Source organism: Streptomyces sp. NPDC096048, from assembly GCF_044763415.1.
In the GTDB taxonomy this organism is placed as follows: domain Bacteria; phylum Actinomycetota; class Actinomycetes; order Streptomycetales; family Streptomycetaceae; genus Streptomyces.
Window position 1 is genome coordinate 409665 of record NZ_JBIWGG010000001.1, and the last position, 24395, is coordinate 434059.

Here is a 24395-nt window from a genome sequence, read left to right on the forward strand (position 1 = left end):
CCGGGGCCGCCACCCCCCACAGGAGAGGCCCCGGCCGTCGCGCGGACGGGCCGCGCGGCGGCCCGTACTCCCTACAGCGCCACGACTGCGTTTTCTGTCACACCTCACCGCGTCACGGCTTAGTTGCATCTTGTACGGCAATGGGACGGGGACATGGACGAGCGGCGGTTTCAAGACGTAACGTGCCATTCGCGCCGACCAGCGGGGGTCTTCCCTCCCGCGACACGTGAGCGGTAGACCACCGTGACCATCGATCGACAGACCACGACGGCGAGTACCGGTCCGCGAGAGCGGCGCCGGCTCAGGCGCAAAGAGAGGCGCGTTCGGTGCTGGGGGACGACGCGGAGCTGACCGCCGCGGTACGTGCGGCACAGGGCGGGGACGAGACCGCGTTCCGGACTGTGTACCGCGCCGTGCATCCGCGGCTGCTCGGATACGTGCGGACACTGGTCGGCGAGCCGGACGCCGAGGACGTGGCGTCCGAGGCCTGGCTGCAGATCGCCCGCGACCTGGAACGGTTCGACGGCGACGCCGACCGGTTCCGCGGCTGGGCCGCCCGCATCGCCCGCAACCGCGCCCTGGACCACATCCGCATGCGCGGTCGCCGGCCCGCGATCGGCGGCGACGAGACGGAGCTGACCGGCAAGCCCGCCGAGTCCGACACCGCGGGCGAGGCCATGGAGTCCCTGGCCACCGACAGCACCCTCTCCCTCATCGCCCGGCTGCCCCAGGACCAGGCCGAGGCCGTCGTCCTGCGCGTGGTGGTGGGCCTGGACGCCAAGAGCGCGGCCGAGACGCTGGGCAAGCGGCCCGGTGCCGTCCGCACGGCGGCGCACCGCGGCCTGAAGCGCCTGGCCGAACTGCTCGGCGGCGATCCGGAATCGGGCGGCGGGCTCGACGCCCTGCCGCCCCAGCGAGAACCGCGCGCCCGCGCGGTGACGTCCGCGAGTGTGACGCATACGCGTGCGCGGACGCAGAAGGACATGTGATGGCCGACGAGCAGGACAGGTGGCTGGACCGCGAAACGGCGGAACTCTTGCTGCGCGGAGAGTCACCGCAGGCTGTCGACCCCGCGGCCCGCGAACGGGCCGAACGACTGGCCGGGGCCCTGGCCGCCCTCTCCGCCCCACCCGTGCCGACCAGCGAGGAACTCCCCGGCGAGGCGGCCGCGCTGGCCGCCTTCCGCAAGGTGCGCGCCGAGCGGGCCGACGCGCCGGAGGGGGCGTCGGCCGCCCTCGGGCAGGGCGCGGCGACGCCGCCCTCCGATGCCGGACTGGTCCGTATCGGCCCGCGCGGCGACGACGCCCGGCGCTTCCGCCGGCGCCGCCCCCTGCGCCTCGGGCTGGCCGCCGCGCTGACCGTCGGCATGATCGGCGGGGCGGCGGTGGCCGCGGGAACCGGAGTCCTGCCGACGCCGTTCGACGGCACCCGGCCGGACCCCGCCGCCACCGTCTCGGCCGCCGCGTCCCCCGACCGGCCGCCCGCCCCGCCCTCGCCGCTGGACGGCGTGCGGGGCGGGTCGGTGCCGGGCGGCCCGACGCCCGGCGCGCCGGACCGGGGCAGCGCGGGGGACGACGCGGACGGCGGTACGGCAGAGGACGGCGACACCGACGCCGACGGCCGGGCATCCGGCGGCGGACGGCCGGGCCTCGTCGCGGCCTGCCGCGACGTACGCGCCGGCAAGGGGCTCGACGGCTCCCGTCGGCGCGCCCTGAAGGAGGCGGCCGGGGGTTCGTCGCGGGTCGGGAAGTACTGCGGGAAGCTCCTCGCCGGGACGGACGGTGGCGCCCAGGACCGCAGCGGTGGCAGGGAAGGCGGCAGGGACTCCGCCGAGTCCGCGGAGGGGAACCCGGAACGGGGGACCGGGAAGGACTCCGGCGCCAAGAACGACAGGAACGACAGGAACGGCAAGAGCGGCAAGAGCGGCAACGGTGGCGAAGGCGGCGGAGGGGGCCAGGACGGCAAGGGCGGTGAAGACGGGAAGAAGAGTGGCGGGGACAAGGGCGGCAAGGGCGACGACGACGGCGACCACATAGCCCCGCCCGCCGGGCAGCACCACGATCCGCACGCCCCCTCGGCCTTCGAGCCCCTGCCGCGGCAGCGGCCGACGTACTCGCCGCACACGTCGGCAACCGCCGGTCACCTCCCCCTTGACCCGCACTTTTCCGCGGTGACGGAAATTTCCTCACCGGGGGTGTGACACTTTCGGCCGCCGTGGCGCAGTAATGAGTGAGCCGACTGGTCATCGGCTTTCGCACCGAGCCGGGGTTCCCCCCGTACCTACGGCTCGTGCACCTCGGCGCGGGCGGGACACGTTCCCCCGGTCCCGCCCGCGCCCCATTCACCGCCCCCGGCGGGCCTCACCGGTACACGACGACCTTGTCGCCGTTCCTCACCTGCGCGTACAGATCCGCGATCGCCGCCTCGTCCCGTACGTTGACGCAGCCGTGCGAGGCGCCCGCGTAGCCGCGGACGGCGAAGTCGTCCGAGTAGTGCACGGCCTGGCCGCCGCTGAAGAACATCGCGTACGGCATGGCCGAGTCGTAGAGCGTCGAGACGTGGTGGCGGGACTTCCAGTAGACCTGGAAGACGCCCTCCCGGGTCGGCGTGTACTGCGAGCCGAAGCGCACCGGCATCGTCGACACGGTCCGTCCGTCGATCATCCAGCGCAGTGTCCGGCTCGACTTGCTGACGCACAGCACCCGGCCGGTCGTGCAGCGCGGGTCGGGCGCGGCGGCCGGCTGCCCGCCCATCAGGTACAGGTCCCACTTGCCCGGTTCCCGCGTCATCCCCAGCAGCCGCTGCCAGGTGACGGTGTCGGTCCGGCCCGTCCTGGGCAGCCCGCGCTTGCCCTGGAAGCCGCTCACCGCACGCTCGGTCAGGTCGTCGTACGTCCCGGTCGGCCCGTCGACGAGCCACTCGACCTGGCGCAGCCGGGCCTGGAGCTCGCGGACGTCCCGGCCGGTGTCGCCCCGCCGCCACAGCACCGGGGGTTCGGTACGGGCGGCCGGCGCACCCGTCGGCCGGTCGTCGGCCGGCGTGTTCCTCGGCTTCCCCGGTCGTGCCGGCTGTCCCGGCTTCGTCGGCTTCGTCGGCGGGGCGCCGGTGACGTCTATGTGCACCGGCGCGCGCCCCGCGCCGTCGGCGCTCGTGCCCTGCACGGTGCAGCCGCCCGCCGCCAGCGCGGCCCCCAGGGCGACGGCGACCGCCCTCCCCATGCTCCCCATGCTCGTCATACGCATCACGGCCCCCCGCCGTCTCACCGTCCCGCACGGACGTCCCCTGAGATGTTCCCCGCGGATGACGCGGCGTGAACGGCGCGGCATCGTTGTGACCGGGACCGCACCGAGGTTGTGAGCAAGGTCCCAGCGTGCGCCCCTGCACCGGGTGGCGCGTGCGCCGATACAGTCCGTCGAAGGGTCGGTCTGTACTGGCGAGTATCTGACGGGTAGTTCGAGCAGTTCGAACATATGCTCAGCGGGAGGCATCACACCATGGCGCGCGAGTCTGAGTCCGGACTGCCCATCGAACCGGTCTACGGGCCCGACGCCCAGGAGGGCTGGGACCCGGCCGAGAAGCTGGGCGAGCCCGGGAAGTACCCCTTCACCCGGGGCGTGTACCCGTCCATGTACACCGGCCGGCCGTGGACGATGCGCCAGTACGCCGGTTTCGGCACGGCGACGGAGTCCAACGCCCGCTACAAACAGCTGATCGCCAACGGCACGATGGGTCTGTCGGTCGCCTTCGACCTGCCCACCCAGATGGGCCACGACTCCGACGCGCCGATCGCGAGCGGTGAGGTCGGCAAGGTCGGCGTGGCGATCGACTCGATCGACGACATGCGGGTGCTGTTCGGCGGGATCCCGCTGGACAAGGTCTCGACGTCGATGACCATCAACGCCCCCGCCTCCCTGCTGCTCCTGCTCTACCAACTCGTCGCCGAGGAGCAGGGCGTCGGCGCCGACCAGCTCACCGGCACGATCCAGAACGACGTGCTGAAGGAGTACATCGCGCGCGGGACGTACATCTTCCCGCCCAAGCCGTCGCTGCGGCTGATCGCGGACATCTTCAAGTACTGCAAGGCCGAGATCCCGAAGTGGAACACCATCTCGATCTCCGGCTACCACATGGCCGAGGCCGGTGCCTCGCCCGCGCAGGAGATCGCGTTCACCCTCGCGGACGGCATCGAGTACGTGCGCACGGCGGTCGCGGCCGGCATGGACGTCGACGACTTCGCGCCCCGTCTCTCCTTCTTCTTCGTGGCCCGTACGACGATCCTGGAGGAGGTCGCCAAGTTCCGCGCGGCCCGCCGGATCTGGGCGCGGGTGATGCGGGAGGAGTTCGGCGCCAAGAACCCCAAGTCACTGATGCTGCGCTTCCACACCCAGACCGCCGGGGTGCAGCTGACCGCGCAGCAGCCCGAGGTCAACCTCGTCCGCGTCGCCGTGCAGGGCCTCGGCGCCGTCCTCGGCGGCACGCAGTCGCTGCACACCAACTCCTTCGACGAGGCCATCGCGCTGCCCACCGACAAGTCCGCCCGCCTCGCCCTGCGCACCCAGCAGGTCCTCGCCTACGAGACGGACGTGACGGCGACCGTCGACCCCTTCGCCGGCTCCTACGTCGTCGAGAAGATGACCGACGACGTCGAGGCGGCGGCGCTGGAGCTGATGCGGAAGGTCGAGGACCTCGGCGGCGCGGTCAACGCCATCGAGCACGGCTTCCAGAAGAGCGAGATCGAGCGCAGCGCCTACCGCATCGCCCAGGAGACCGACTCCGGCGAGCGGGTCGTGGTCGGCGTCAACCGCTTCCAGCTCGACGCGGAGGAGCCCTACGAGCCCCTCCGGGTCGACCCGGCCATCGAGGCCCAGCAGGCCGAGCGCCTCGCCAGGCTCCGCGCGGAGCGCGACCAGCAGGCGGTGGACACCGCCCTCGCCGCCCTGAAGAAGGCCGCCGAGGGCGAGGACAACGTCCTCTACCCGATGAAGGACGCCCTGCGGGCGCGGGCGACGGTGGGCGAGGTGTGCAACGCGCTGCGGGAGGTCTGGGGGACGTATGTGCCCTCGGATGCCTTCTGAGCTGGTCGACTGCCTCCGCTGAGTGATCAAGGGCGGATTCCGCCGTGCCCCCGTCACCACGCCCAACGACCACCGAAGGGCCGGCGCCGTGGTCGCGGGGACCGGGGCGGCCTACCGCCTCGGCTGAGCCGCGCCGCCCGCCTTCGCCCGCCGCGCCGCCCGGTACCGGCGCACCGCACGGGTGACGACCGGCGGCAGCAGGTCCAGCGCGAGCCGGCGGGTGCGGCCGCGCGGGATCGGCTGCCGTGCCGTACGCGCCGCGCGGTCCGCCGCACCCGTCGGGTGGGGTTGCCCCGGCACCGTCCCGGCATCCGGACGCGGCACCGCCGCGGGCGCCGGGTGCCGCGAGGACGGCAGGGACGGCGGCCGCATCCGCTTGCCCTTGGCGCGGGCCCGGACCAGCCGGTGCCCGGCCGCCTGCTCCACGGTCACGGCGACGTCGTCGCGCCCGCGCAGGGCGGCGAGCAGTTCCTCCTGGACCGGCTCGGGATCGCCCCAGGTGCCGTACAGCTTCTGGCTGCTCAGGCAGACGGGGCGCAGCCCGCGGTTGAGCACGGCCTCCCAGGCGGCGACGGCCACCCCGGGGGTGTGCTCGCTGCGGAAGTCGTCGAGGACGACGATGCCGTCCGGCAGCAGCAGGTCCCGGGCCGCGCCGATGTCACCCTGGACGTGCTCGTACAGGTGCGAGGCGTCGATGTGGGCGAAGCGGCAGGTGCCCGGCGCGACCTCGTCGGTGATCGTGGAGCTGACGGCCTGGACGATCTTCGGCAGGGTGTCGTGGAAGGAGAGGTAGTTCCGCTCGAAGGCCTGCTGGGTGAGCGAGGAGTACGACTTCGCCGCCTCCGCCCGGTTGGCCGCGTCCGGCGGCTCGGTCTCGAACAGGTCGCAGACGGTGAGCGTCTCGCCGTCCCGCAGATGGTGCCCCAGCAGGATCGCGCTCTTGCCCAGGTAGGCGCCCAGTTCGAGCAGGTCGCCAGGGGTGCCCCGCCGCTCCTGCCGCTCCAGGAACCAGGAGAACAGCACCTGGTCGAGCGGCCAGAACCAGCCGGGGACGTCGTTCAGCTCACCGGGGTACTTGTGCGTCTCTTGCGCAGTGGCCATGAGGGGAGGATGCCCCCTCGACGCACGAAAAGGAGCCAGCGCGCGCGATACGGTGGCCGGAAAATAGCACGAATCGCTCAACGCGTCCGGGTCGGCACCATCCGCGACCACGGAGACGGCGGCTGTTCGACGTACCGGTGCAGCACCCACCATCAGGGCGGCCGTGCCCGTCGAGGGCGCGCAGCCGACCGGGAGCGCCCTTCACGCGCGGCGCGTGCGCCGGTGCGGCGGTGGTGTCCGTGCCGGCACGCGCCGCTCGCGCGCTCAGGCTGCCCGCAGGACGCCGAGTGGGCCGCCTTGCCCGGGCAGGTGAGGCGGGTGCCGTCCTTCAGGTGGTCGTCCAGGGCTTCCTCGATGCCGGGCCAGCCGGGGTCGCCGTACTCGTCCAGGGCGACGATCGCGCCGGGAACGCCGGATGGCGGAAGGACGGCCGCCCTCTTCGTTCACCGGAAGGTCACGCACACGTGGCCGATGTTCATTCGGGACGGGTTCCCGCCGCTCGTGGCGCTCTCGTAGCCTGCATCGATCCCCGAGCCCTGCCGGACACCGGCGGGCCCGCGCGTCCTACCCGGGAGTGACCACCCATCGCCGCCGAGCCCTTGACCGCCGCCGAGCCCGTGCGCACCCCTGCCCCCGCCGACGCGGGGGCGCCGGCCCCGCGTCCCCGGGGTGAGCACCGGTACGACATCGACCTCGTCCGGGTCCTGGCCTCGATCGGGGTCATCGTCTGCCACGCGGCGGGCGAACTCATGAAGGCCGTGGACCGGGATCCCTCGGGGGGCGGACCCGTGTACTGGGTCGCGCTCGCCGGGGACGCGCTGAGCCGGTGCGCCGTGCCGCTGTTCTTCGCGATCGCCGGCTGGGTCGTGCTGAGCGGGGCGCCGCCCCGGGACGACGGGCAGATCCGCAGGCGGCTGACCCGCATCGTCGTGCCGATGGCCGTGTGGACCGCCGCCTACCTGGTGTGGGACCGGGTACGGGACGCTCACACCGGCCCCACCCGACAGCTCGCGTGGGACGCCGTGTTCGGCTCCGTACGGCCCGCCTTCCACCTCTGGTACCTGTACGCCTACGTCCCGGTGATCCTGCTGCTGTCGGTGGCCGTCCTGGTCCGGGCGGGCAGGCGGCCCTGGGGTGCGGGCGCGGCCCTCCTCGGCCTGGCGCTCGCCCCGACCCTCCTGGGCGACCTCGGGCGGCTGCTCGACGTCCGCGTACCCCCCTTCGCCTGGCAGTTCGGCGTCTACCAGATCGTGTACGCGGTCGCCGGCGCCGTACTGCTGTCGCTGCCGGGCTCCGCGGTCGCGGGCCGGGGGCGGCGCCTGCTCTGGCTGGCCGGCGGGCTGTGCGCGTGGGGGGCGGTGGCCGTCTACGAGCACCGGGTGCACTTCCCGAGCCCCTACGCGTCGGTCGTGGTCGCGCTGCTGGCGGGGGCCCTGCTGATGGCCCTGAACCGGATCAGGGTGCCCGAGAGGATCCGCCCGCTGCTGGGCAGGCTCGCCGGGGCCTCCTTCGGCGCCTACCTGGTCCACCTGCTGTTCCTGGAGGCCGTCGCCCCGCACGTGGTGTCGGCGGACGCGGGCTGGCCGGCCGCCGTGGGCGGGCTCGTGGGCCTGACGGTGGCCACCGTCGTGCTGTCCTTCGCCGCCGCCCTGCTGTGGACGCGGCTGCGGCTGGGCCGCTGGCTGGGCTGAGCCCGGCGGCGCGTGACACGCCGGAGCCCCCTTCAGCCACTCGGCGGAAGGGGGCTCCGGCCCGGTCGAGGCGGCCCGGTCACTTCTTCCCGGCGCCGCGCCGCACCGCCCTGCGCACCACGCGCCGGGCCCGCCGCACCTGGAGCTTGGCGCGCAGCTGCGGGCGGCTGCCGGGCAGGCCCAGCTCGGTCAGCCGCAGCTCGGGGAAGTAGTAGCCGGGGCCGGTGGCCAGGTGGGCGCGCAGCCAGCTCTCCGTCGGCTCGCGCAGCTCCGCGTACGTCTTGGGCTGCATGCAGAAACCGATCGCCCGGACCAGCGGTGACAGCGTCTCGGGGACCGTGTCGACGAGTGCGGGGGCCTGACCGCGCTCCAGGTCGGGCACCAGGTGGTCGACGACGGCCAGGGGCACGCGGTTGCTGTTCGGGTACGGCTTGAGCCGCTCCATCACCAGGGCCGTCCCCACCCGGGCGATGGGCACGTCGTAGTAGGCGGAGGCGGTCACCATCGCCGTGGAGAAGCAGCCGACGACCAGCTCGGGCGCGCAGTGGTGGTACAGCGTCTCGGCCAGCAGGGGCGCGTCCAGCACGGTGAGCCGTACGCCCGCGTCCGCCGCCGCCTTGCTCAGCGCGGCCGTGTAGCCGGCGGGCGCGGTCGGGTGGGGCTTGAAGACGACGGACCGGTGCCCGGCGCGCGCGGCCCCGGTGAGCATGCGGACGTGGAGGTCCTCTTCCTCCTCCGCGCTCAGGATGTTGATCGCCGCGAGGTACTGGCCGAGCAGTACGGCCGTCGGCTTCTCCCGCAGCACGGGCGCCAGCCGGGGGTCGTCCGCCGCGTCCTGGGAGATCTCGTCGAGCACCGCGCGGAACGCCCCGTCCGGGACGACCTCGGGAGGGACGCCGAACTCGGACAGCAGCATCGGCCGCAGACCCGGTATCAGGTCGAGGTGGAGCAGCCGCTGGATGCGGCGCGCGATGGTCAGCGGCAGCTTCTCGCGGGTCGGGCCGTAGCTCATCAGGCCGTCGGCGTACACGTGGACGGCGCTCTCGGAGAAGATCGCGGCCAGCGCGCGGGCCGGGTTGACCTGGATCGACTCGACGGCGAGCTCGATCAGGTCCCGCTCACCGATGCCCCAGGCGAGACGGAACGCCTTCTGCCACAGCGACACGTCGTTCCCGCGCGGGCCCCACGCGCTGGGGTGGTGCGGGCGGATCGCCTCGTTCCAGCCGACCACGGAGTCGAACCGGCCGGTTATTCGCTCGTAGCCGTGCATCTCGTCGAGGCGCAGCGCGGTCTCGGGTATGGCGGCGTTGTTGGAGACCAGCAGGATGCGCCGGGCCCCGTCGCGCGGCCCGAACAGGCCCGCGTCGAGCGCCGCGGCCAGGGTGGCCGCTCCGTACAGGGTGGAGACCTGGAAGATCTGGGTCTTGTGGGGCATGGATCAGGCAGCCTTCCGCCCGTCGCGCAGGCGGCTGAGCAACCTGCTCCGAGTGCTGTCGATGGTCCTGAGGGTCTCCTCCAGCACGTGCTGGGGCATCCGGTGGAGGGCGTCCCTCGCTTCGCGGCGCAGCCGCTGGGCCGCCGAGGCCTCGTACTCGTTCACCTTGCCGATGTGGAAGGCGATCATGGCGCAGTACGTCCGTACGGCCTTGGGGAGGAAGCGCTCGGCCTCCGGGTCCGCCAGCAGGTCCTTCAGGAGCATGTCGTAGGCCGGGATGAAGTCCAGCTGGCGGGAGTCCTTGATCTGGGTGAGCGAGGTGGCGACGCCCCGCCGGTAGAACACCCCGTGCAGGCCGACGGACGCGTACGACGCGGCCTTCAGGTGCAGGCGCCAGATCCACAGCCGGTCCTCGGCGGTGCGGAGTTCGGTCGCGAAGCGCATGCCGCCGTCGTCGAAGAGGTGCCGGCGGTAGATCCCCGCCCAGACGAAGGGGTAGTCGACCATCGTCTCCATGTGGGGCGGCGCTATGCCGTCGCGCGGGTCCATCACGGTGTTGCGCACCGGGGCCGGGGGCCGCCGGATCACCCGCTCGGTGCCGGTGGCCTGGACATGGTCGGTGCGGGCGAAGTCGCAGCCCAACTCCTCGACGTAGGAGACCAGTTCGGCGAGGTAGCCCGGCCCGTACCAGTCGTCGCCGTCGAGGAAGGTGATGAACTCGCCCCGGGCCGCGTCGATCCCGCTGTTGCGGGCCTGGGCGATGCCCATGTTCGTCTCGTGCCGGATCACCCTGGTGTCGGAACGTCCCTCCGCCCAGCGGTCGACCGCCCATGAGGTGGAATCCGTGGAGCAGTCGTCGACGAGCAGGAACTCGAAGTCGGGGTTCGCGTTGCCCGCGAGACTTCTCAGAGTGCTCTCTGCGAAGACTTCCACATTGTGCATGGGGACGACGACGGACAGTTTCGGCACACGGGCCTCTCACGCTCGAAGGTAGGAGATTGGAACAGGCTAGCTACGCTCCCGGATCCGGCGGTGTCGAAGAAGGCACGGAGAAGCGAACTCCATTCGCAGGGGAGGTGAACTCTTGGTGTCTCGGGCCGTCCCGGGCCGTCCCGGTTCTTCTCGGGTCTTCTTGGGCCTTCTTGGGCCTTCTTGGGCCTTCTTGGGTCTTCCTCAGGTTTTCTCAGGCCGATTGGAAGGTATTTCGCAGTTCCTCGATGTTCGCCCGAGTGGTCTTCCACAGGAATTCCTGCGCGGTGTGCACGTCCGCCACCGCCGCCGCGTGGTCGTCGAGGATCGCCGAGGCCCGTTCCACGAGCCGGGGGCCCAGCTCCCGGTCGTGCACGGACAGCCCCCACTCCTCGCGCCCGATGTCGGACAGGAAGTAGGCGAGCTTCGGGTGGGAGACCAGGCTGAGGATCGGCGTCCCGCAGCCGAAGGGGATCATCCCGGCGTGCCCGCGCATCCCGACCACCAGCCGCGCACGGCGGTACAGGTCACGGATCCCGTCGTTCGACAGGTCGTAGAGCTGCTCGACGGGCAGCGTGATGCCGTGCTCCCGGCGCAGGTCGTGCACGAACTTCTCGTCGGCCGGCATGTGGGCCGCGTACCGCACGTCCGCCCGCTCCCGCAGCGTGCGCAGCGCGGTGGCCAGCTGGGCGAGGAAGTGGCCGTAGTCGTGCCCGAACCGCAGGCCCGCGCGGTCGTACGCGCAGTTGACCAGGACGGTGTCGGACCGCTCCGGCGAGGCGGACAGGCCGGGGTCGAGGTGCCGGGCCACCGTGGTCGGGCAGGGCTGGTAGCGCACCCGGTCGCGCAGCCCGGCGGGGAGCAGCTCGCGGACCCGGTCGATCGAGCCGTGGTTGCGCAGCCCGAAGAACGCCGACCGTTCCACCAGGACCCGCAGGCTCTCGGCGAACCGGCCCCGGCGGTAGAGCTGCCCGTCGAACACGTTGTAGCCGACCGCGAACACCGCCAGCGGCGCGGTGATCCGGGCCAGGAGGTCGTCCGGGACGTTCCACTGCCAGTGGCTGTTGCCGTTGGGGGAGGTGTCCGGGAGGAAGAGCCCGCCGCCGCCCACGATCACCCCGCGCCGCGCGTTCAGCTGCTCCAGCGCGGCCTCGTCGACCAGCCGGTGCACGGGTTGCCGGTACCAGCGGCGCGGGCCGGTGTCCGTGTCGAAGCACCTGCGTACGGCCTCGGGCAGGACCTTGTCCCCGGCGTTCTCGTTGCCCTCGGCGAACAGGGCCACGTGCGCCAGCTGGTCCGCGGCGGCGTCGCCCGGCCGCCGCGGCTCCGGGACGTCCGGACGGGTGCGCGCGTACCAGCTGTGGCACCCGGCGTCGGTGGGGTCGGCGTCCAGGCCCTCGCGGGCGTAGGCGTGCGCGTCCTCCTCCCGCCCGCACAGCCAGGACAGGCGGGCGAGCTGTGCGAAGGCGCGCGGGGCGACGTCGGGGGAGGCCGCCGCGAGCAGCAGATGCCCCTCGGCCTCGTCGTAGCGCGAGAGCGCCATCAGGCACAGGCCGAGCGTCTCGTGGCAGCGCGGCGCGTCCAGCCGGTCCGCGACGACCGGGGCGAGGACCTCCACGGCCTCGTCGTAGCGCCCCTGCCCGCGGTACACGTCGGCGACCGTACGGGCGAGGTCCAGCGAGGGACGGGCCGCGAGCAGGGGCGGCGCGCAGTGCGCCAGCAGGTCGGGGTGCTTGCGTCCGGGCAGGGCGCAGTAGGCGGCCCGGAACTCCTCGTCGCTCATCTCGAAGCGGCGGCGCGCCTCGACGGCCGGGCCGTACCCGGGCGCGTCGAACGGGCCGGTGAAGCGCAGGACGGCGACGTCCGGGGGCACCGGCAGGTCGTCGTGGAGGCGGCGGGCGAGGAAGTCGTACCGCGCGTCGAGCGGGGCCAGCACGCCGTCGAGCACCGGACCGAGGTCCTCGGTGACGCGGGAGAGCCGGGCCGCGAGGGCGTCGTCCACGTCGGCGCGCTGGACGACGAGGAGGCCGTCCGGCGGCACCACGCGCCGCTCCCCGCTCTCCCCGGCGCACACCGACCGGGCCACGGCGCCCACCCCGTGGCGCATCCGCAGCAGGGCACCGATGTCGCCCAGGACGACCATGGCCGGATCGAGGGCGACGACGGTGTCGTAGCCCGCCAGCCGGAAGACGTCCCCGCGGTCCTCGGCCCGGCGCGTGACGACGCGCGGGTGCAGTCGGCGCAGTGCGTCGAACGAGGCGTCGGCCAGACCGGGGTGGAGGACCACGAAGTCCTCGCACACGCCCGGGTTGGTCAGCGCCAGGCTGCGTATCAGGGCGGGGAGGCCGGGCAGGGCGTCCTCGTCGGTGTGGACGGCGAAGGCGATCCGGCGTCTGCCGGTGACGGTGCTCCGGTCGTCCGCGCGGGAGGCGGAGGAGTGGGTCATCGCAGGGCGATCCTCATCTTGCTGTCGTCGACGTGCGTCGCGCGGTCCATGATCCACTCGGCCTCCCTGGGCCGCAGCCGGCCGGGCAGGGTGAAGCCGATGAGGTCCAGGCGGGGGTTCGCGTCCAGGAAGTCCAGGAGCCTGAGAACGGTGAAGGCCGTGGTCGCCGCGCCCCAGCCGCCCTCGCCCAGCAGCGCCGGGTCGCCCAGGGGACGGCGCAGCGAGGCGTCCCCGACGTGGTCCTGCGCTCCGGGGACGAGCCGTTCCCGGGTGGCGCGGCGCCAGGCGGCGGCCGGGTCGCCGAACACGAGCCGGACACCGGCCGGCCGCGTCCAGGCGGGCCCCTCCCACGGGGCGTCGCCCCGCAGCGAGACGGCGTGCAGATCGGTGCGCTCGCCGGTGCCCTCGGCCCGGACGCGGAACGCGTCGCAGCGCACCACCAGGTCGTAGCGGTCGATCTCGGCGCCCAGCGTGCTCCCGGCGACGTCACCGGCGTTCGCCACCAGGCACACCGACCGCCCCGCGACCAGGCCCCGCAGTCCGCCCACGCCGATCGGGGTGCTGCCGCCGAGCAACGGGTCGGGCAACCCGGCCCGTTCGACGAGCCGGCGGTAGGTGCCGTACAGCTCCAGCAGGCGCCGTACGCCGGGATCGCCCAGGCCGTGCTCGGCGACCCGCGCCCGTACGTACGCGGCGAATCGCGGCGACACGGCCGCGGTGGTCGCATGCGGCTGTCCGAGCAGGTCGCGCAGTGCGGAACCGGCCTCGGGGAAGAGCGCGACGGCCGCGTCGAGGCAGGCCCGCCGGCGCCGCAGGGTGTCCATCCGGCGGGCGACCTCGGGCGCCGCGTCGCCGTTCGGCAGCAGCGTGACGTACCGCTCGTAGCACTCCAGCGCCTCGTCGGCGCGGCCGAGACCGTCCAGGGCCAGGCCGCGCAGCCGCCACGCCCCCTTGGACCGCTGCCGGATCCGGGCCGACGTCTCGGCGACGCCCAGCGCGAGGCCGAGCCCGTCGTCCCCGCCGGCCTCCAGGGCACGCTCGCCGACCCGGAGCAGGGCGTCGAAGTGGTCGGCCGCGGGGTTGTCGAGGGAGGCCGCCAAGGCGCCGATGGCCTGGGTGAGCCTGGCCTGCGGGGGAGTGGTCCCGGGGCCCCGCGCCGCGAGGTGCTCACCGCACAGGCGCATGCCCCGGGCGTACAGCGCCGGCCTGGCGGCCTCTTTCCGCCGTGCCGTGAAGAATCCCGCCAGGGACTTCGTCATGCGTTCCACCGTTCTCCGATCGGAGGCCGAATGTGCCCCAGCGCGACGGGTCGCGGGTGGCTTCGCGGCGGACGGTGGGTGAACACTCTCCCTCCGGCGGGCGGCCGGCGCCCGCCGCCCGGCCTCACCGCCGCATCGTGCGCCGGATGGCCCGCGCCCGGCGTACCACCTTCCGTGCCGTGGAGTTGTGCGGCAGGAACCCCAGCCGCGCCGGAATGCCGCCCGGCAGCCCCAGGGAGGTGAGCCGGCGCTTCTTGAAGTACCGCCAGGTGCGCGCGTCCAGGTGCTCGCGCAGGTACTTCTCGGCCGCCGGCCGCAGCTCCGGCAGTACCTTCGGCTGCATCGCGAACCCCACGGTCCGCACCAGCGCGGCGAGCGCGTCGGTGTCCGTGACCTGTCGCCCCTCGGCGACGGCGGCGGCGTCGGCCAGGTCCGGAAGGAGCGCGTCCACGATGGTGGCCGGGACGCGGTTGCTGTTCTCGTACGGCGTCAGCCGGTCCAGCAGGGTCTCGGTACCGACGCGGGCGACCGGCAGGCCGTACAGCGCGGACGCGGTGAGCAGGGCCGTGGAGAAGCAGCCGACGACCAGCGCCGGACGCGTCCGCTGGAACAGCACCTCGGCGAGGACCGGTGTCTCCACCACGGTGAGGTCGACGCCGAGCTTCTCGGCCTCCTGCTCCAGGGTGCGGGTGTAGCGGGCCGGAGCCGTGGGGTGCGCCTTGAACACCGCGCTCGTGTGCCCGAGTCCGGCGGCGCCGGTCAGCATCCGCACGTGCAGGTCCTCCTCCTCCTCGGCGGAGAGGATGCCCAGCGCCGACAGGTACTGGCCGAGCAGCACCGCGGGCCGCTCCACGTCCGGCAGACCCGCGCCGGTGTCCGCCAGTTCGGCCAGCACCTTGGTGAACGCCGGGGTCGGCACGATCTCCGGCTCGACGCCGAACTCCGTCAGCAGCAGCGGCGCGAGCCCCGGCACCAGGTCCAGGTGGAGCAGCCGCTCCACGCGCGTGCCGACCAGCGGGGCGAGCTTCGTGCGGGTGGGCCCGTAGCTCATCAGGCCGTCCGCGTAGACGGTCAGCGGCGCGTCGGTGAAGATCTGCGCCACACCGAGCGCCGGATGCACCTGGACCGACTCCACGGCCAGCGCCACGTCGTCGTCGCCGAGCCCCCAGGCCAGCCGCAGATGCCGCTCCCACAGGGGCACGTCCTCCAGCCGCGGCGACCAGCCGCCGGGATGGAAGGGGAAGATCGCCTCGTTCCACGACACCACGTCGTCGAACCGGCCGCGCAACTGCTCGAAACCGGGCATCGCGTCCACGGACGGGGTCGTCTCGGGCGTCGCCGCGTTGTTGGAGACCAGCAGGATCCGCCGGTCGGCCGCGTCGAAGCAGCCGCTGTCCAGGGCCGCGGCCAGCGTGGCCGTGCCGTACAACGTCGACGCCAGGAAGATCTGTGTGGTCACGCCGCCGCCCCCTCTTCCAGCTGACCCGCGGCCGCGCGTCGGCGCAGCCGGCGCAGCCGGCGCAGCCGCGTGGCGCGCTCGGCGTCCATCGAGCCGAGCACCTCGTCGAGCGCGTCCTGCGGCATCCGCCGCAGCGCCGCCGCGCTCCTCGCCTTCAGTATCCGGGCCACGGCGGGCTCGAACCGCTCGATGGAACCGAGATGGTGGGAGATGATCGCGCAGTACGTGCGCACCGCCTTCGGCACCAGCCGCGCGGCGTCCGCGTCCCCGGCCGCCCCGGCGAGCACCTCGTCGAACGCGCGGATGAAGTCGAGCTGGCGGACGTCACCGATCTGGGTGAGCGAGGACGCCACCCCGCGCCGGTAGAAGACACCGAGCAGCCCGGTCACCGCGAAGGACTCCGCCTCCCGGTGCAGCTTCCAGATCCACGGCCGGTCCTCGGCCGTGCGCAGTCCGTCGGTGAAGCGCAGCAGCCCGCGCTCGGCCAGCCGGCGGTGGTAGACGCCCGCCCACGCGTAGGCGTAGTCGACGGAGGTGGTCCGGTGGGCGGGCAGGATCGCGTCGCGCGGACGCAGCGCCACGTTGCGGCGGCCGTGCGGCACCCGGTGCAGCGTGCGGTTCCGTCCCGTGCACTGCACGTGGTCGGTGCGCACGAAGTCCACGCCCAGCCGCTCGATCACATCCACCAGCCGGGCGCAGTGGCCGGGCGCCAGCCAGTCGTCGCCGTCCAGGAAGGTGACGTACTCGCCGCGCGCCCGGTCGATGCCGGTGTTGCGGGCGGTCGCCAGGCCACCGTTCCGCTCGTGTATGACCAGCACCGCCCCCGGCAGCTCGCGCTCGGCGCGGGCGAGCAGGTCCACGGTCCCGTCGGTCGAGCAGTCGTCGACGAGAATGAACTCGAAGTCGTCCCGCGCGTTGGCGCGGAGACTCCGCAGGGTGTCTGGTGTGTATTGCCGCACGTTGTAGAACGGCACGATGACGGAGAGCTTGGGCACGAGAACGACGTTATGCGGCGGCCCGGCATTCGGCTTTACCTGCACCTTGATACTGGGTGAACGCGGCGTGGCGAAGCAGTGAAGCGAACATTTTCACGGACGCCGGACGGCCCGATTCCCCATTCGGCGATGTGCTGTTCACCGTTTGTTGGATTCCGGTTGGGCCGTTCCTAGAAATGGCTTCCTAGCGTCTACGACGTGCCAGCAAGTGCGACGAAGGCCCTGCGAGTAGCCGTCCTGGCGGACTCCGACACCCGGTGGAAATGGGGCGCGCTCACCGCGACCCGCGTCTCCCCCGGAACCCCGGAGAACACCGACATCCACCTGGACGGCTACCTCCTGCGCGGCCGAGCCACCCCCACCGCCCGCCAGCTGCGGGAAGTCGGCGTCACCGCGGACTCGCTCCGCGAGGTGACCGCCGTCGAGTTCCTGCGCGCCATGGGCGACGCGACGGGCGAGGAGTCCTACGATGTCCTCGTCCTCGCCCTGGTCGGCGGCGGCGTCCAGGCGATGCTGCACGGCCTGGGGCGGGTCTGGGAGGACCGCGCCGACCGGCCCGTGGTCGTCACCGGCTACGTCGGCGTCGTCTACGAGAAGCTCGCCGACGGCCTGCTGCTGCGCCACGGCGCCGACCTCGTCCTCGCCAACTCCCGCCAGGACGCGGACCGTTTCCGTGCCGTCTACGAGGGGGTCGGCGCCGACGCCGCCGCGGTGACCGAGGTCGCCCTGCCCTTCCTGGGCGGAGCCGCCTACGCGGGCGAGCCCGACGGGCGGGAGCGCCCCTACACGGTCGTCTTCGCCGCCCAGCCCTCCGTGCCGGACAACCGCGGGGACCGTGCGTACCTCCTCGAACGGCTGATCCGGCACGCCCGCCGGCACCCCGAGCGCGAGGTGCTGCTCAAGCTGCGCTCCAAGCCCGGCGAGCACACCACGCACATCGAGGAGCTGCCCTACCAGAAGCTGGTGCAGCGGGCCGACCCGCCGCCCAACTTCCGCCTGGTCTACGGGCACATGGGCGAGGTACTCGACCGCACCGACCTGCTGGTCACCATCAGCTCCACGGCGGCCCTGGAATCCCTGCACCGCCGCATCCCCACGGTCGTCCTGTCCGACCTGGGCGTGCGTGAGGCGCTCGGCAACCACCACTTCGTCGGCTCCGGCTGCCTGGCCTCCTGGGACCAGCTCGACGAGGGCCACCGCCCGGCACCCGACCCCGAGTGGATCGCCCGGCAGGGCGTGGTGGCGGACGGCGGTTACGAGACCGCCTTCGACGAGGCCCGGAAGCGCATCACGGAGCTGCTCGGCCGGCCCGGCGGCCTGCCCCCGCTCGCCCCGTACTACACACCGGTCACCGCCCCCGGCTACCTGCCCGGCATCCTCGCCCGCCACCACCTCGGCCCCGACGGCACACCGCTGCCCGGCGCGCCGGCCGCGGACAAGGCACCCGGCCCGGTCCGGCAGGTCGTACGCCGGGCCGCCCGCGGCGCCTACCGGCACGGCGTCCAGCGGGTCGCTCCGGTCATCCGGCGGATGGGGGAGCTGTGAGCGCACCGGCACCCGACACCCGCGCACCGGCACCCGACACCCGCGCACCGGCACCCGACACCCGCGCACCGATACCCGAGACCCCCGCCTCCCCGGCGCAAGGAGCAGAACCCATGTCCAACCCGCAAGCGGGCCAGGGCGCTTCGGTGCGCCGGGTGCTCGCGGTGATCCCCGCGCGCGGCGGCTCCAAGGGAGTGCCCGCGAAGAACCTCGCCCCCGTCGGCGGCGTGCCCCTGGTGGCCCGCGCGGTGCGCGAGTGCCGGGCCACCCGGCTGGTGACGGACGTCGTGGTCTCCACCGACGACCAGACCATCGCCACCGCGGCCCGCGAGGCCGGCGCCGAGGTAGTCCTGCGGCCCGCCGCCATCGCCGGGGACACGGCCACCTCCGAGGCCGCCGTACTGCACGCGATGGACGCCCACGAGGCCCTGCACGGCGCGGCCGTCGACGTGGTGCTGCTCGTGCAGTGCACCAGCCCCTTCATCGTCCGCGAGGACATCGACGGGGTGGCCGGCGCGGTCGCCGAGGGCGGCGCCGACACCGCCGTGACCGTGGCACCGTTCCACGGCTTCGTGTGGCGGGACGGCACCGACGAGGGCCACGGAGAGGAGGGCGGCCGCGGCGTCAACCACGACAAGTCCTACCGCCCCCGCCGCCAGGACCGGCCCCAGGACCTCCTGGAGACCGGCGCCGCCTACGCCATGGCCGCGCCCGGCTTCCGCAAGCACCAGCACCGCTTCTTCGGCCGCACCGAACTGGTCCGCACCGACCCGGCCCGCGTCCTGGAGATCGACGACCCGCACGACCTGGCGCGGGCCCGCGCCCTGGCGCCCTTCTTCGACGCCGCCCGGCCCGGCGCCCTCCCGACCGCGGCCGACATCGACGCGGTCGTCCTCGACTTCGACGGCACCCAGACCGACGACCGGGTGCTGATCGACTCCGACGGACGGGAATTCGTCTCCGTCCACCGCGGCGACGGACTCGGCATCGCCGCCCTGCGCCGCAGCGGCCTGACGATGCTGATCCTGTCCACGGAGGTGAACCCGGTCGTCGCCGCCCGCGCCCGGAAGCTCAAGCTCCCGGTGCTGCACGGCATCGACCGCAAGGACCTCGCGCTCAAGCAGTGGTGCGAGGAGCAGGGCATCGCGCCCGAGCGCGTGCTCTACGTCGGCAACGACGTCAACGACCTCCCGTGCTTCGCCCTCGTCGGCTGGCCCGTGGCGGTCGCGAGCGCCCACGACGCCGTACGCGGCGCGGCCCGCGCGGTCACCACCGTCCCCGGCGGTGACGGCGCCATCCGGGAGATCGCGAGCTGGATCCTCGGCCCCTCACTCGACGTGCCCGACGCCCTCGGCGTACCCGACTCCCTCGAATCCCCCACGATCACCCAGCCCAAGTAAGGAACCCCCTGCCATGAGCACCAACTCCCGCATCCGCGCCTTCGGTTCCCGCGAGGCCGGCTCCGGCCGCCCCGTCTACATCACCGGCGAGATCGGCATCAACCACAACGGTGAGCTGGAGAACGCGTTCAAGCTGATCGACGCCGCCGCCGAGGCCGGCTGCGACGCGGTCAAGTTCCAGAAGCGCACCCCCGAGATCTGCACCCCGCGCGACCAGTGGGACATCGAGCGCGACACCCCCTGGGGCCGGATGACGTACATCGACTACCGCCACCGCGTGGAGTTCGGCGAGGACGAGTACCGCCAGATCGACGAGTACTGCAAGACCAGGAACATCGACTGGTTCGCCTCCCCGTGGGACACCGAGGCCGTCGCCTTCCTGGAGAAGTTCGACGTCCCCGCCCACAAGGTCGCCTCCGCCTCCCTGACCGACGACGAGCTGCTGCGCGCCCTGCGCGCGACGGGCCGCACGGTCATCCTCTCCACCGGCATGTCGACCCCGAAGCAGATCCGCCACGCGGTCGAGGTCCTGGGCAGCGACAACATCCTCATGTGCCACGCCACGTCGACGTACCCGGCGCAGGCCGAGGAGCTGAACCTCCGCGTCATCAACACCCTCCAGCAGGAGTTCCCGAACGTCCCGATCGGCTACTCCGGCCACGAGACCGGCCTGCAGACCACGCTCGCCGCCGTCGCCCTCGGCGCCACCTTCGTCGAGCGCCACATCACCCTCGACCGCGCCATGTGGGGCTCCGACCAGGCCGCCTCCGTCGAGCCGCAGGGCCTGACCCGCCTGGTGCGCGACATCCGCACCATCGAGGCCTCCCTCGGCGACGGCGTCAAGAAGGTCTACGACTCGGAGCTCGGCCCGATGAAGAAGCTGCGCCGCGTCCCCGGTGTCGTCGCCGAGGCGGAGATCGCCACCGCCGCGGGCGAGCCCGTCACCGTCTGACACCCCACCACGCCCTCACCACGGGACGGTCGTAGCCGATGAGCCCCCGCGCCGGGAATGCCGGCCCCCACACCCTCGCCTTCGTCGAGAGCCCGGTACAACTGCTGAACGTGCTGGAGTGGGCACACACGTGCGCACCCGGCGCGGAGCTCACCCTCGTGGTCCTCTCACCCGTGGACCCGATGACCCGCGGCCAGCTGCGCCGCATGGCGGAACTGGCCCGCAAGGAGGGCCACGAGATCCGCTGGGAGGAGGCGCGCGGCGGCGCCACGGCCCCCTTCCGCACGGTGGGCGGACTGACGACCGCCCTGCGCCACGCGGACCGGGTCGTCATGGGCGACCCCTTCTCCCGCTACGTACAACTGCTCCTCACCATCACCCGCGCCCACGACCTGGTCGTCGTCGACGACGGCACGGCCACGATGGAGTTCGTCACCCAACTGGCCCACGGCGAACGCCTGGTGCGCTGGCACCGCAAGGGCAGCCGCCCCGGCCCCCGCGACCTGCTCTTCGCCCCCGTCTCCAGATCCGCCCGGCACCGACTGACGCCGACCCCGGACCGCCAGGTCTCGGTCTTCTCCTCCATGCCCATCGAGGACACCCCGGACGGCGTGACCGTCACCGCGAACGACTTCGCCTGGACCCGCTCCCGCTTCGGCCCGCCCCGCATCACCAAGGGAGCCGACATGGTCGGTACGTCCCTGGTGGAGACCGGCGTCGTGGACGCCGACCGCTACGTGGACGCCGTACGCGGCCTGGCGAGGACCCACGGCGCGGCCCGCTACTTCGCGCACCGCCGCGAGAGCGCCGAGAAGCTCCACCGGCTGGCCGTGGAGACGGGCCTGGAGATCGTCCGCCCCGACCTCCCCCTGGAGCTGATCGCCCGGCGGGGCCCGATCGGCCGCACCGTCCTCAGCTTCCCGTCCACCGTCGTCCACACCCTCCCGCTGGCCCTGGCCGGCACCGAGGTCCGCGTCTCCGTCTGCGACATCGACCCCGCCTGGCTCACCCAGCACGCCTCGCCCCGCGCCCGGGGTTTCCTGAGCGGCGTGACCGGCTCGGCACGGGACGTGCACCGGCTGTCGGCGGTCGCCGGGTAGGTGCTCCCGGGCGCGTCCGGGGGACGCCCCCGGCGTGGCTCGGCCGTACCGTGGTATCCGTGAGGGGAGCAAGGAAAACGGAGTCGGGTGCCGAGGCCAAAAAGGGGTGAGTGTACCCATCCCCGTTGAGAGCCATGCGCCGTGCGGCCAACTTTTCTTCCCCTAAGGGGCTGAACTTTTGTTGATCGTGGGACAGTTGACCGCCCCGGCGTCCTACCCTTCAGAGGGTGAAGCAACTGATGTCCCGAGAGACCGAGGCCGATCCGTCAGGGGAAGCGCTGCTCCCCGGTAGCTTGCCGGAGGCGCTCCGCGCGGAGCTCGTAGCCTTCCGCCGCGACCTGCACATGCACCCCGAGCTGGGCAACCAGGAGTTCCGCACCACCGCCGCGATCAAGGAACGGCTGGAGCGGGCCGGCCTCAAGCCGCGGGTGCTTCCCGTCGGAACCGGGCTCGTCTGCGACATCGGGACCGACACGGACTCGGGACAGTGGGCGGGCGGGCCGCGCATGCTCGCCCTGCGGGCCGACATCGACGCGCTGCCCATCCCGGACACCAAGAGCGACTGCCCGTACCACTCCCGCGTGCCCGACCGCGCGCACGCCTGCGGGCACGACGTGCACACCACCGTCGTCCTCGGCACCGGGCTCGTGCTCGCCGCCCTGCACGGGCAGGGCCTGCTGCCCCGGCCCGTGCGGCTGGTCTTCCAGCCGGCGGAGGAGGTGCTGCCCGGCGGCGCCGCCGACGCCATCGAGGGCGGCGCGCTCGACGGGGTGCGCCGCATTCTCGCCGTGCACTGCGATCCCCGGGTGGACGCCGGGCGGATCGGACTGCGGGTGGGGCCCATCACCTCCGCCTGCGACCGGCTGGAGATCGCCCTGAACGGCCCCGGCGGGCACACCGCCCGCCCGCACCTGACCACCGACCTGGTCACCGCTGCCGCCCGCGTGGTCACCGACGTGCCCTCGCTCGTCGCCCGGCGCGTGGACAGCCGCAGCGGGCTCGCCCTGACCTGGGGGCGGATCGAGTCCGGGCACGCCCCGAACGTCATCCCGCAGCACGCCGAACTCGCGGGGACCGTGCGCTGCCTCGACCTCGACGCCTGGCGGCAGGCCCCCGACCTCGTGGTCGGCGCCATCGACGAGATCGCCAACCTGTACCGCGCCAAGTCCGAGATCACCTACGTCCGCGGGGTGCCCCCGGTCGTCAACGAGGTCACCAGCACCGAGCTGCTCCAGGCCGCCATGGTCGCCCGGCGCGGCACGGACTCCGTCGAGACCACCGAGCAGAGCCTCGGCGGCGAGGACTTCTCCTGGTACCTGGAGCACGTGCCCGGCGCCATGGCCCGCCTCGGCGTCCGCCCGCCCGGCGAGCGCACGGTCCGCGACCTGCACCAGGGCGACTTCGACGTGGACGAGCACGCCATCACCGTCGGCGTGGAGATGTTCACCGCGGCGGCGCTGATCGACGCGGTGTAGCGCGGGGCGGGCCCGGCCCCGCCGCGGTTGCGGCCGCGGCGGGCCGGGGGCAGCCTGGTGCACAAGCGCACGAGGCCGCGCGGCATGCCCCGGACACCCCGCGGCACGAATGGGTAACGGCCCCCCGGAACCCCGTTCCCAGGAGTTTCTACGCGCGTTACTGTGCGCCGAACCGAGCGCCCGCTGAGGGGCTTTGGAGAATGGGGAACTTCAGATGCGTCGGATATCCAGACTGACCCGTGCCGCGGTGGGGGTCGCGTCGCTCGCACTCGCCGCCACGGCCTGCGGCGGCACCAGCGGCGAGAGCGACAGCGGCGACGAGGGCAAGGACGACAAGGGCCTCGCCATCGCCTACGACATCGGTGGCAAGGGCGACCAGTCCTTCAACGACGCCGCGTACGCCGGGCTGGAGCGGGCCCAGAAGGAGTTCGGCTACAAGACGGCCGACATCGAGCCCACCGAGGGCGAGACCGACGCCGACAAGGAACAGCGCCTCGCCTCGCTGGCCAAGCAGGGCTACAACCCGGTCATCGGTGTCGGCTTCGCCTACGGCCCGGCGATGAAGGCCATCGCCTCGAAGTACCCGGACACCACCTTCGGCATCGTGGACTCCGTGGTCGAGGGCGAGAACGTCGCGTCCCTCGTCTTCGCCGAGAACGAGGCCTCCTACCTCGCCGGCGTCGCCGCGGCCAAGGCCACCAAGACCGGCACGGTCGGCTTCGTGGGCGGCGTGGACGTACCGCTGATCCACAAGTTCGAGGCCGGCTACGAGCAGGGCGTCAAGGACACCGACCCCAAGGTCAAGGTCATCTCGCAGTACCTGACGCAGACCGCGGAGGAGGGCGGCTTCTCCAGCCCGGACAAGGGCCGCGCCGCCGCCGAGGGCCAGATCGAGAAGAAGGCCGACGTCGTCTACCAGGCGGCCGGTCTCTCCGGCCAGGGCGTGATCGAGGCCGCCGCGAAGGCGAAGGTCTGGGCGATCGGCGTCGACTCCGACCAGTACAAGCAGGAAGCGCTCGCGGCGTACAAGGACTACATCCTGACCTCCGCCCTCAAGGACATCGACGGCGCGGTGTTCGCCCTGGCCAAGTCGGTCGAGGACGGCAAGCCGCTGACCGGCACCCAGACCTTCGACCTCGAGTCCGACGGCGTGGGCCTGTCCGACGCCAACCCGAAGTACGCCGAGGTCCCGGGCCTGACGGACGCGGTGGCCAAGGCCAAGGAGGGCATCATCTCCGGCGCCATCGAGGTCAGGACGGAGTAGTCCGGCGGCACCGCACAGAACCGGATGAAGCGGGCGGGCGCCCGGAGGTGCCCGCCCGCTTCGGCGTGTCCGCGACCGGCCGCCACGGCGTCACCCTCCGCCACCCTCCGTTCGCGTCCGGCAAGCCTCGGGCACTCGCGCACCGCGCCTTGTTCACGGGCGGATAACAAGAAGGACAGAAGGGGTTTTCAGGCAGGTCTACGCGCGTTAATCTGCGGCGAAGCCAGCG

At 73.0% G+C, this 24395-nt stretch carries 18 protein-coding genes; 10 read left to right on the forward strand and 8 right to left on the reverse strand.

What is annotated here, in order from left to right; translation table 11 throughout:
* Positions 1 to 326 precede the first annotated feature (326 nt).
* Together ACIQ6R_RS02060 and ACIQ6R_RS02065 are read left to right on the forward strand one after the other, a co-directional pair.
* Positions 327 to 989, forward strand: a complete 663-nt coding sequence (locus ACIQ6R_RS02060) for an RNA polymerase sigma factor (RefSeq protein WP_404169384.1) — start codon at positions 327 to 329, stop codon at positions 987 to 989.
* Positions 989 to 2200, forward strand: a complete 1212-nt coding sequence (locus ACIQ6R_RS02065) for a hypothetical protein (RefSeq protein ID WP_404218116.1) — start codon at positions 989 to 991, stop codon at positions 2198 to 2200. Before ACIQ6R_RS02060 ends, ACIQ6R_RS02065 begins: the two co-directional genes overlap by 1 nt.
* 160 nt (positions 2201 to 2360) lie before the next feature.
* Here ACIQ6R_RS02065 and ACIQ6R_RS02070 read toward each other — a convergent pair whose 3' ends face one another.
* Positions 2361 to 3242 (reverse strand): L,D-transpeptidase family protein, encoded by an 882-nt coding sequence (locus tag ACIQ6R_RS02070; RefSeq protein ID WP_404218118.1) that lies wholly within the window; start codon positions 3240 to 3242, stop codon positions 2361 to 2363.
* A 252-nt stretch (positions 3243 to 3494) separates the two neighbouring features.
* On the opposite strand from ACIQ6R_RS02070, the gene ACIQ6R_RS02075 reads away from it, so the two are divergent.
* A complete protein-coding gene (locus tag ACIQ6R_RS02075) occupies positions 3495 to 5075 on the forward strand; it encodes a methylmalonyl-CoA mutase (RefSeq protein ID WP_404169393.1) in 1581 nt (526 codons plus the stop codon).
* A gap of 111 nt (positions 5076 to 5186) precedes the next feature.
* Here ACIQ6R_RS02075 and ACIQ6R_RS02080 read toward each other — a convergent pair whose 3' ends face one another.
* Complete coding sequence (locus ACIQ6R_RS02080) at positions 5187 to 6176, reverse strand: class I SAM-dependent methyltransferase (RefSeq protein WP_404218120.1); 990 nt, start codon at positions 6174 to 6176, stop codon at positions 5187 to 5189.
* A 599-nt stretch (positions 6177 to 6775) separates the two neighbouring features.
* On the opposite strand from ACIQ6R_RS02080, the gene ACIQ6R_RS02085 reads away from it, so the two are divergent.
* Complete coding sequence (locus ACIQ6R_RS02085) at positions 6776 to 7867, forward strand: acyltransferase (protein ID WP_404218122.1); 1092 nt, start codon at positions 6776 to 6778, stop codon at positions 7865 to 7867.
* Between the two features lie 79 nt (positions 7868 to 7946).
* Here the strand turns inward: ACIQ6R_RS02085 and ACIQ6R_RS02090 are convergent, their stop codons facing one another.
* The 6 genes from ACIQ6R_RS02090 to ACIQ6R_RS02115 form a co-directional block, all read right to left on the reverse strand.
* On the reverse strand, positions 7947 to 9302 hold the full coding sequence (locus ACIQ6R_RS02090) for a polysialyltransferase family glycosyltransferase (protein WP_404218124.1): 1356 nt from the start codon (positions 9300 to 9302) through the stop codon (positions 7947 to 7949).
* 3 nt (positions 9303 to 9305) lie between these two features.
* Positions 9306 to 10271: a glycosyltransferase family 2 protein gene (locus tag ACIQ6R_RS02095; RefSeq protein ID WP_404169405.1), complete on the reverse strand. Its 966-nt coding sequence runs from the start codon at positions 10269 to 10271 to the stop codon at positions 9306 to 9308.
* A 214-nt stretch (positions 10272 to 10485) separates the two neighbouring features.
* Positions 10486 to 12717, reverse strand: coding sequence for a polysaccharide pyruvyl transferase family protein (locus tag ACIQ6R_RS02100; protein WP_404218126.1), 2232 nt, complete (start codon positions 12715 to 12717; stop codon positions 10486 to 10488).
* Entirely contained in the window at positions 12714 to 13976 is a 1263-nt protein-coding gene (locus tag ACIQ6R_RS02105; RefSeq protein WP_404218128.1) for a glycosyltransferase family 29 protein, read from the reverse strand. The genes ACIQ6R_RS02100 and ACIQ6R_RS02105 overlap by 4 nt, the downstream gene beginning before the upstream one ends.
* A gap of 124 nt (positions 13977 to 14100) precedes the next feature.
* The gene (locus tag ACIQ6R_RS02110; RefSeq protein ID WP_404218130.1) at positions 14101 to 15435 is read right to left on the reverse strand and encodes a polysialyltransferase family glycosyltransferase; all 1335 of its coding nucleotides are present in this window, start codon (positions 15433 to 15435) and stop codon (positions 14101 to 14103) included.
* Positions 15432 to 16430: a glycosyltransferase family 2 protein gene (locus tag ACIQ6R_RS02115; protein WP_404218132.1), complete on the reverse strand. Its 999-nt coding sequence runs from the start codon at positions 16428 to 16430 to the stop codon at positions 15432 to 15434. Before ACIQ6R_RS02115 ends, ACIQ6R_RS02110 begins: the two co-directional genes overlap by 4 nt.
* Before the next feature lie 198 nt (positions 16431 to 16628).
* On the opposite strand from ACIQ6R_RS02115, the gene ACIQ6R_RS02120 reads away from it, so the two are divergent.
* The 6 genes from ACIQ6R_RS02120 (at position 16629) to ACIQ6R_RS02145 (ending at position 24166) form a co-directional block, all read left to right on the forward strand.
* The gene (locus ACIQ6R_RS02120) at positions 16629 to 17975 is read left to right on the forward strand and encodes a DUF6716 putative glycosyltransferase (RefSeq protein WP_404218134.1); all 1347 of its coding nucleotides are present in this window, start codon (positions 16629 to 16631) and stop codon (positions 17973 to 17975) included.
* Positions 17976 to 18088: 113 nt separating this feature from the next.
* Entirely contained in the window at positions 18089 to 19375 is a 1287-nt protein-coding gene (locus ACIQ6R_RS02125) for a cytidylyltransferase domain-containing protein (protein ID WP_404218136.1), read from the forward strand.
* A 13-nt stretch (positions 19376 to 19388) separates the two neighbouring features.
* Complete coding sequence (locus ACIQ6R_RS02130) at positions 19389 to 20327, forward strand: N-acetylneuraminate synthase family protein (RefSeq protein WP_404218138.1); 939 nt, start codon at positions 19389 to 19391, stop codon at positions 20325 to 20327.
* 38 nt (positions 20328 to 20365) lie between these two features.
* Entirely contained in the window at positions 20366 to 21427 is a 1062-nt protein-coding gene (locus ACIQ6R_RS02135; RefSeq protein ID WP_404169429.1) for a hypothetical protein, read from the forward strand.
* Between the two features lie 239 nt (positions 21428 to 21666).
* Positions 21667 to 22902, forward strand: coding sequence for a M20 family metallopeptidase (locus tag ACIQ6R_RS02140; RefSeq protein ID WP_404218655.1), 1236 nt, complete (start codon positions 21667 to 21669; stop codon positions 22900 to 22902).
* 214 nt (positions 22903 to 23116) lie between these two features.
* On the forward strand, positions 23117 to 24166 hold the full coding sequence (locus ACIQ6R_RS02145) for a BMP family protein (RefSeq protein WP_404169432.1): 1050 nt from the start codon (positions 23117 to 23119) through the stop codon (positions 24164 to 24166).
* The last annotated feature ends 229 nt before the right edge of the window (positions 24167 to 24395 follow it).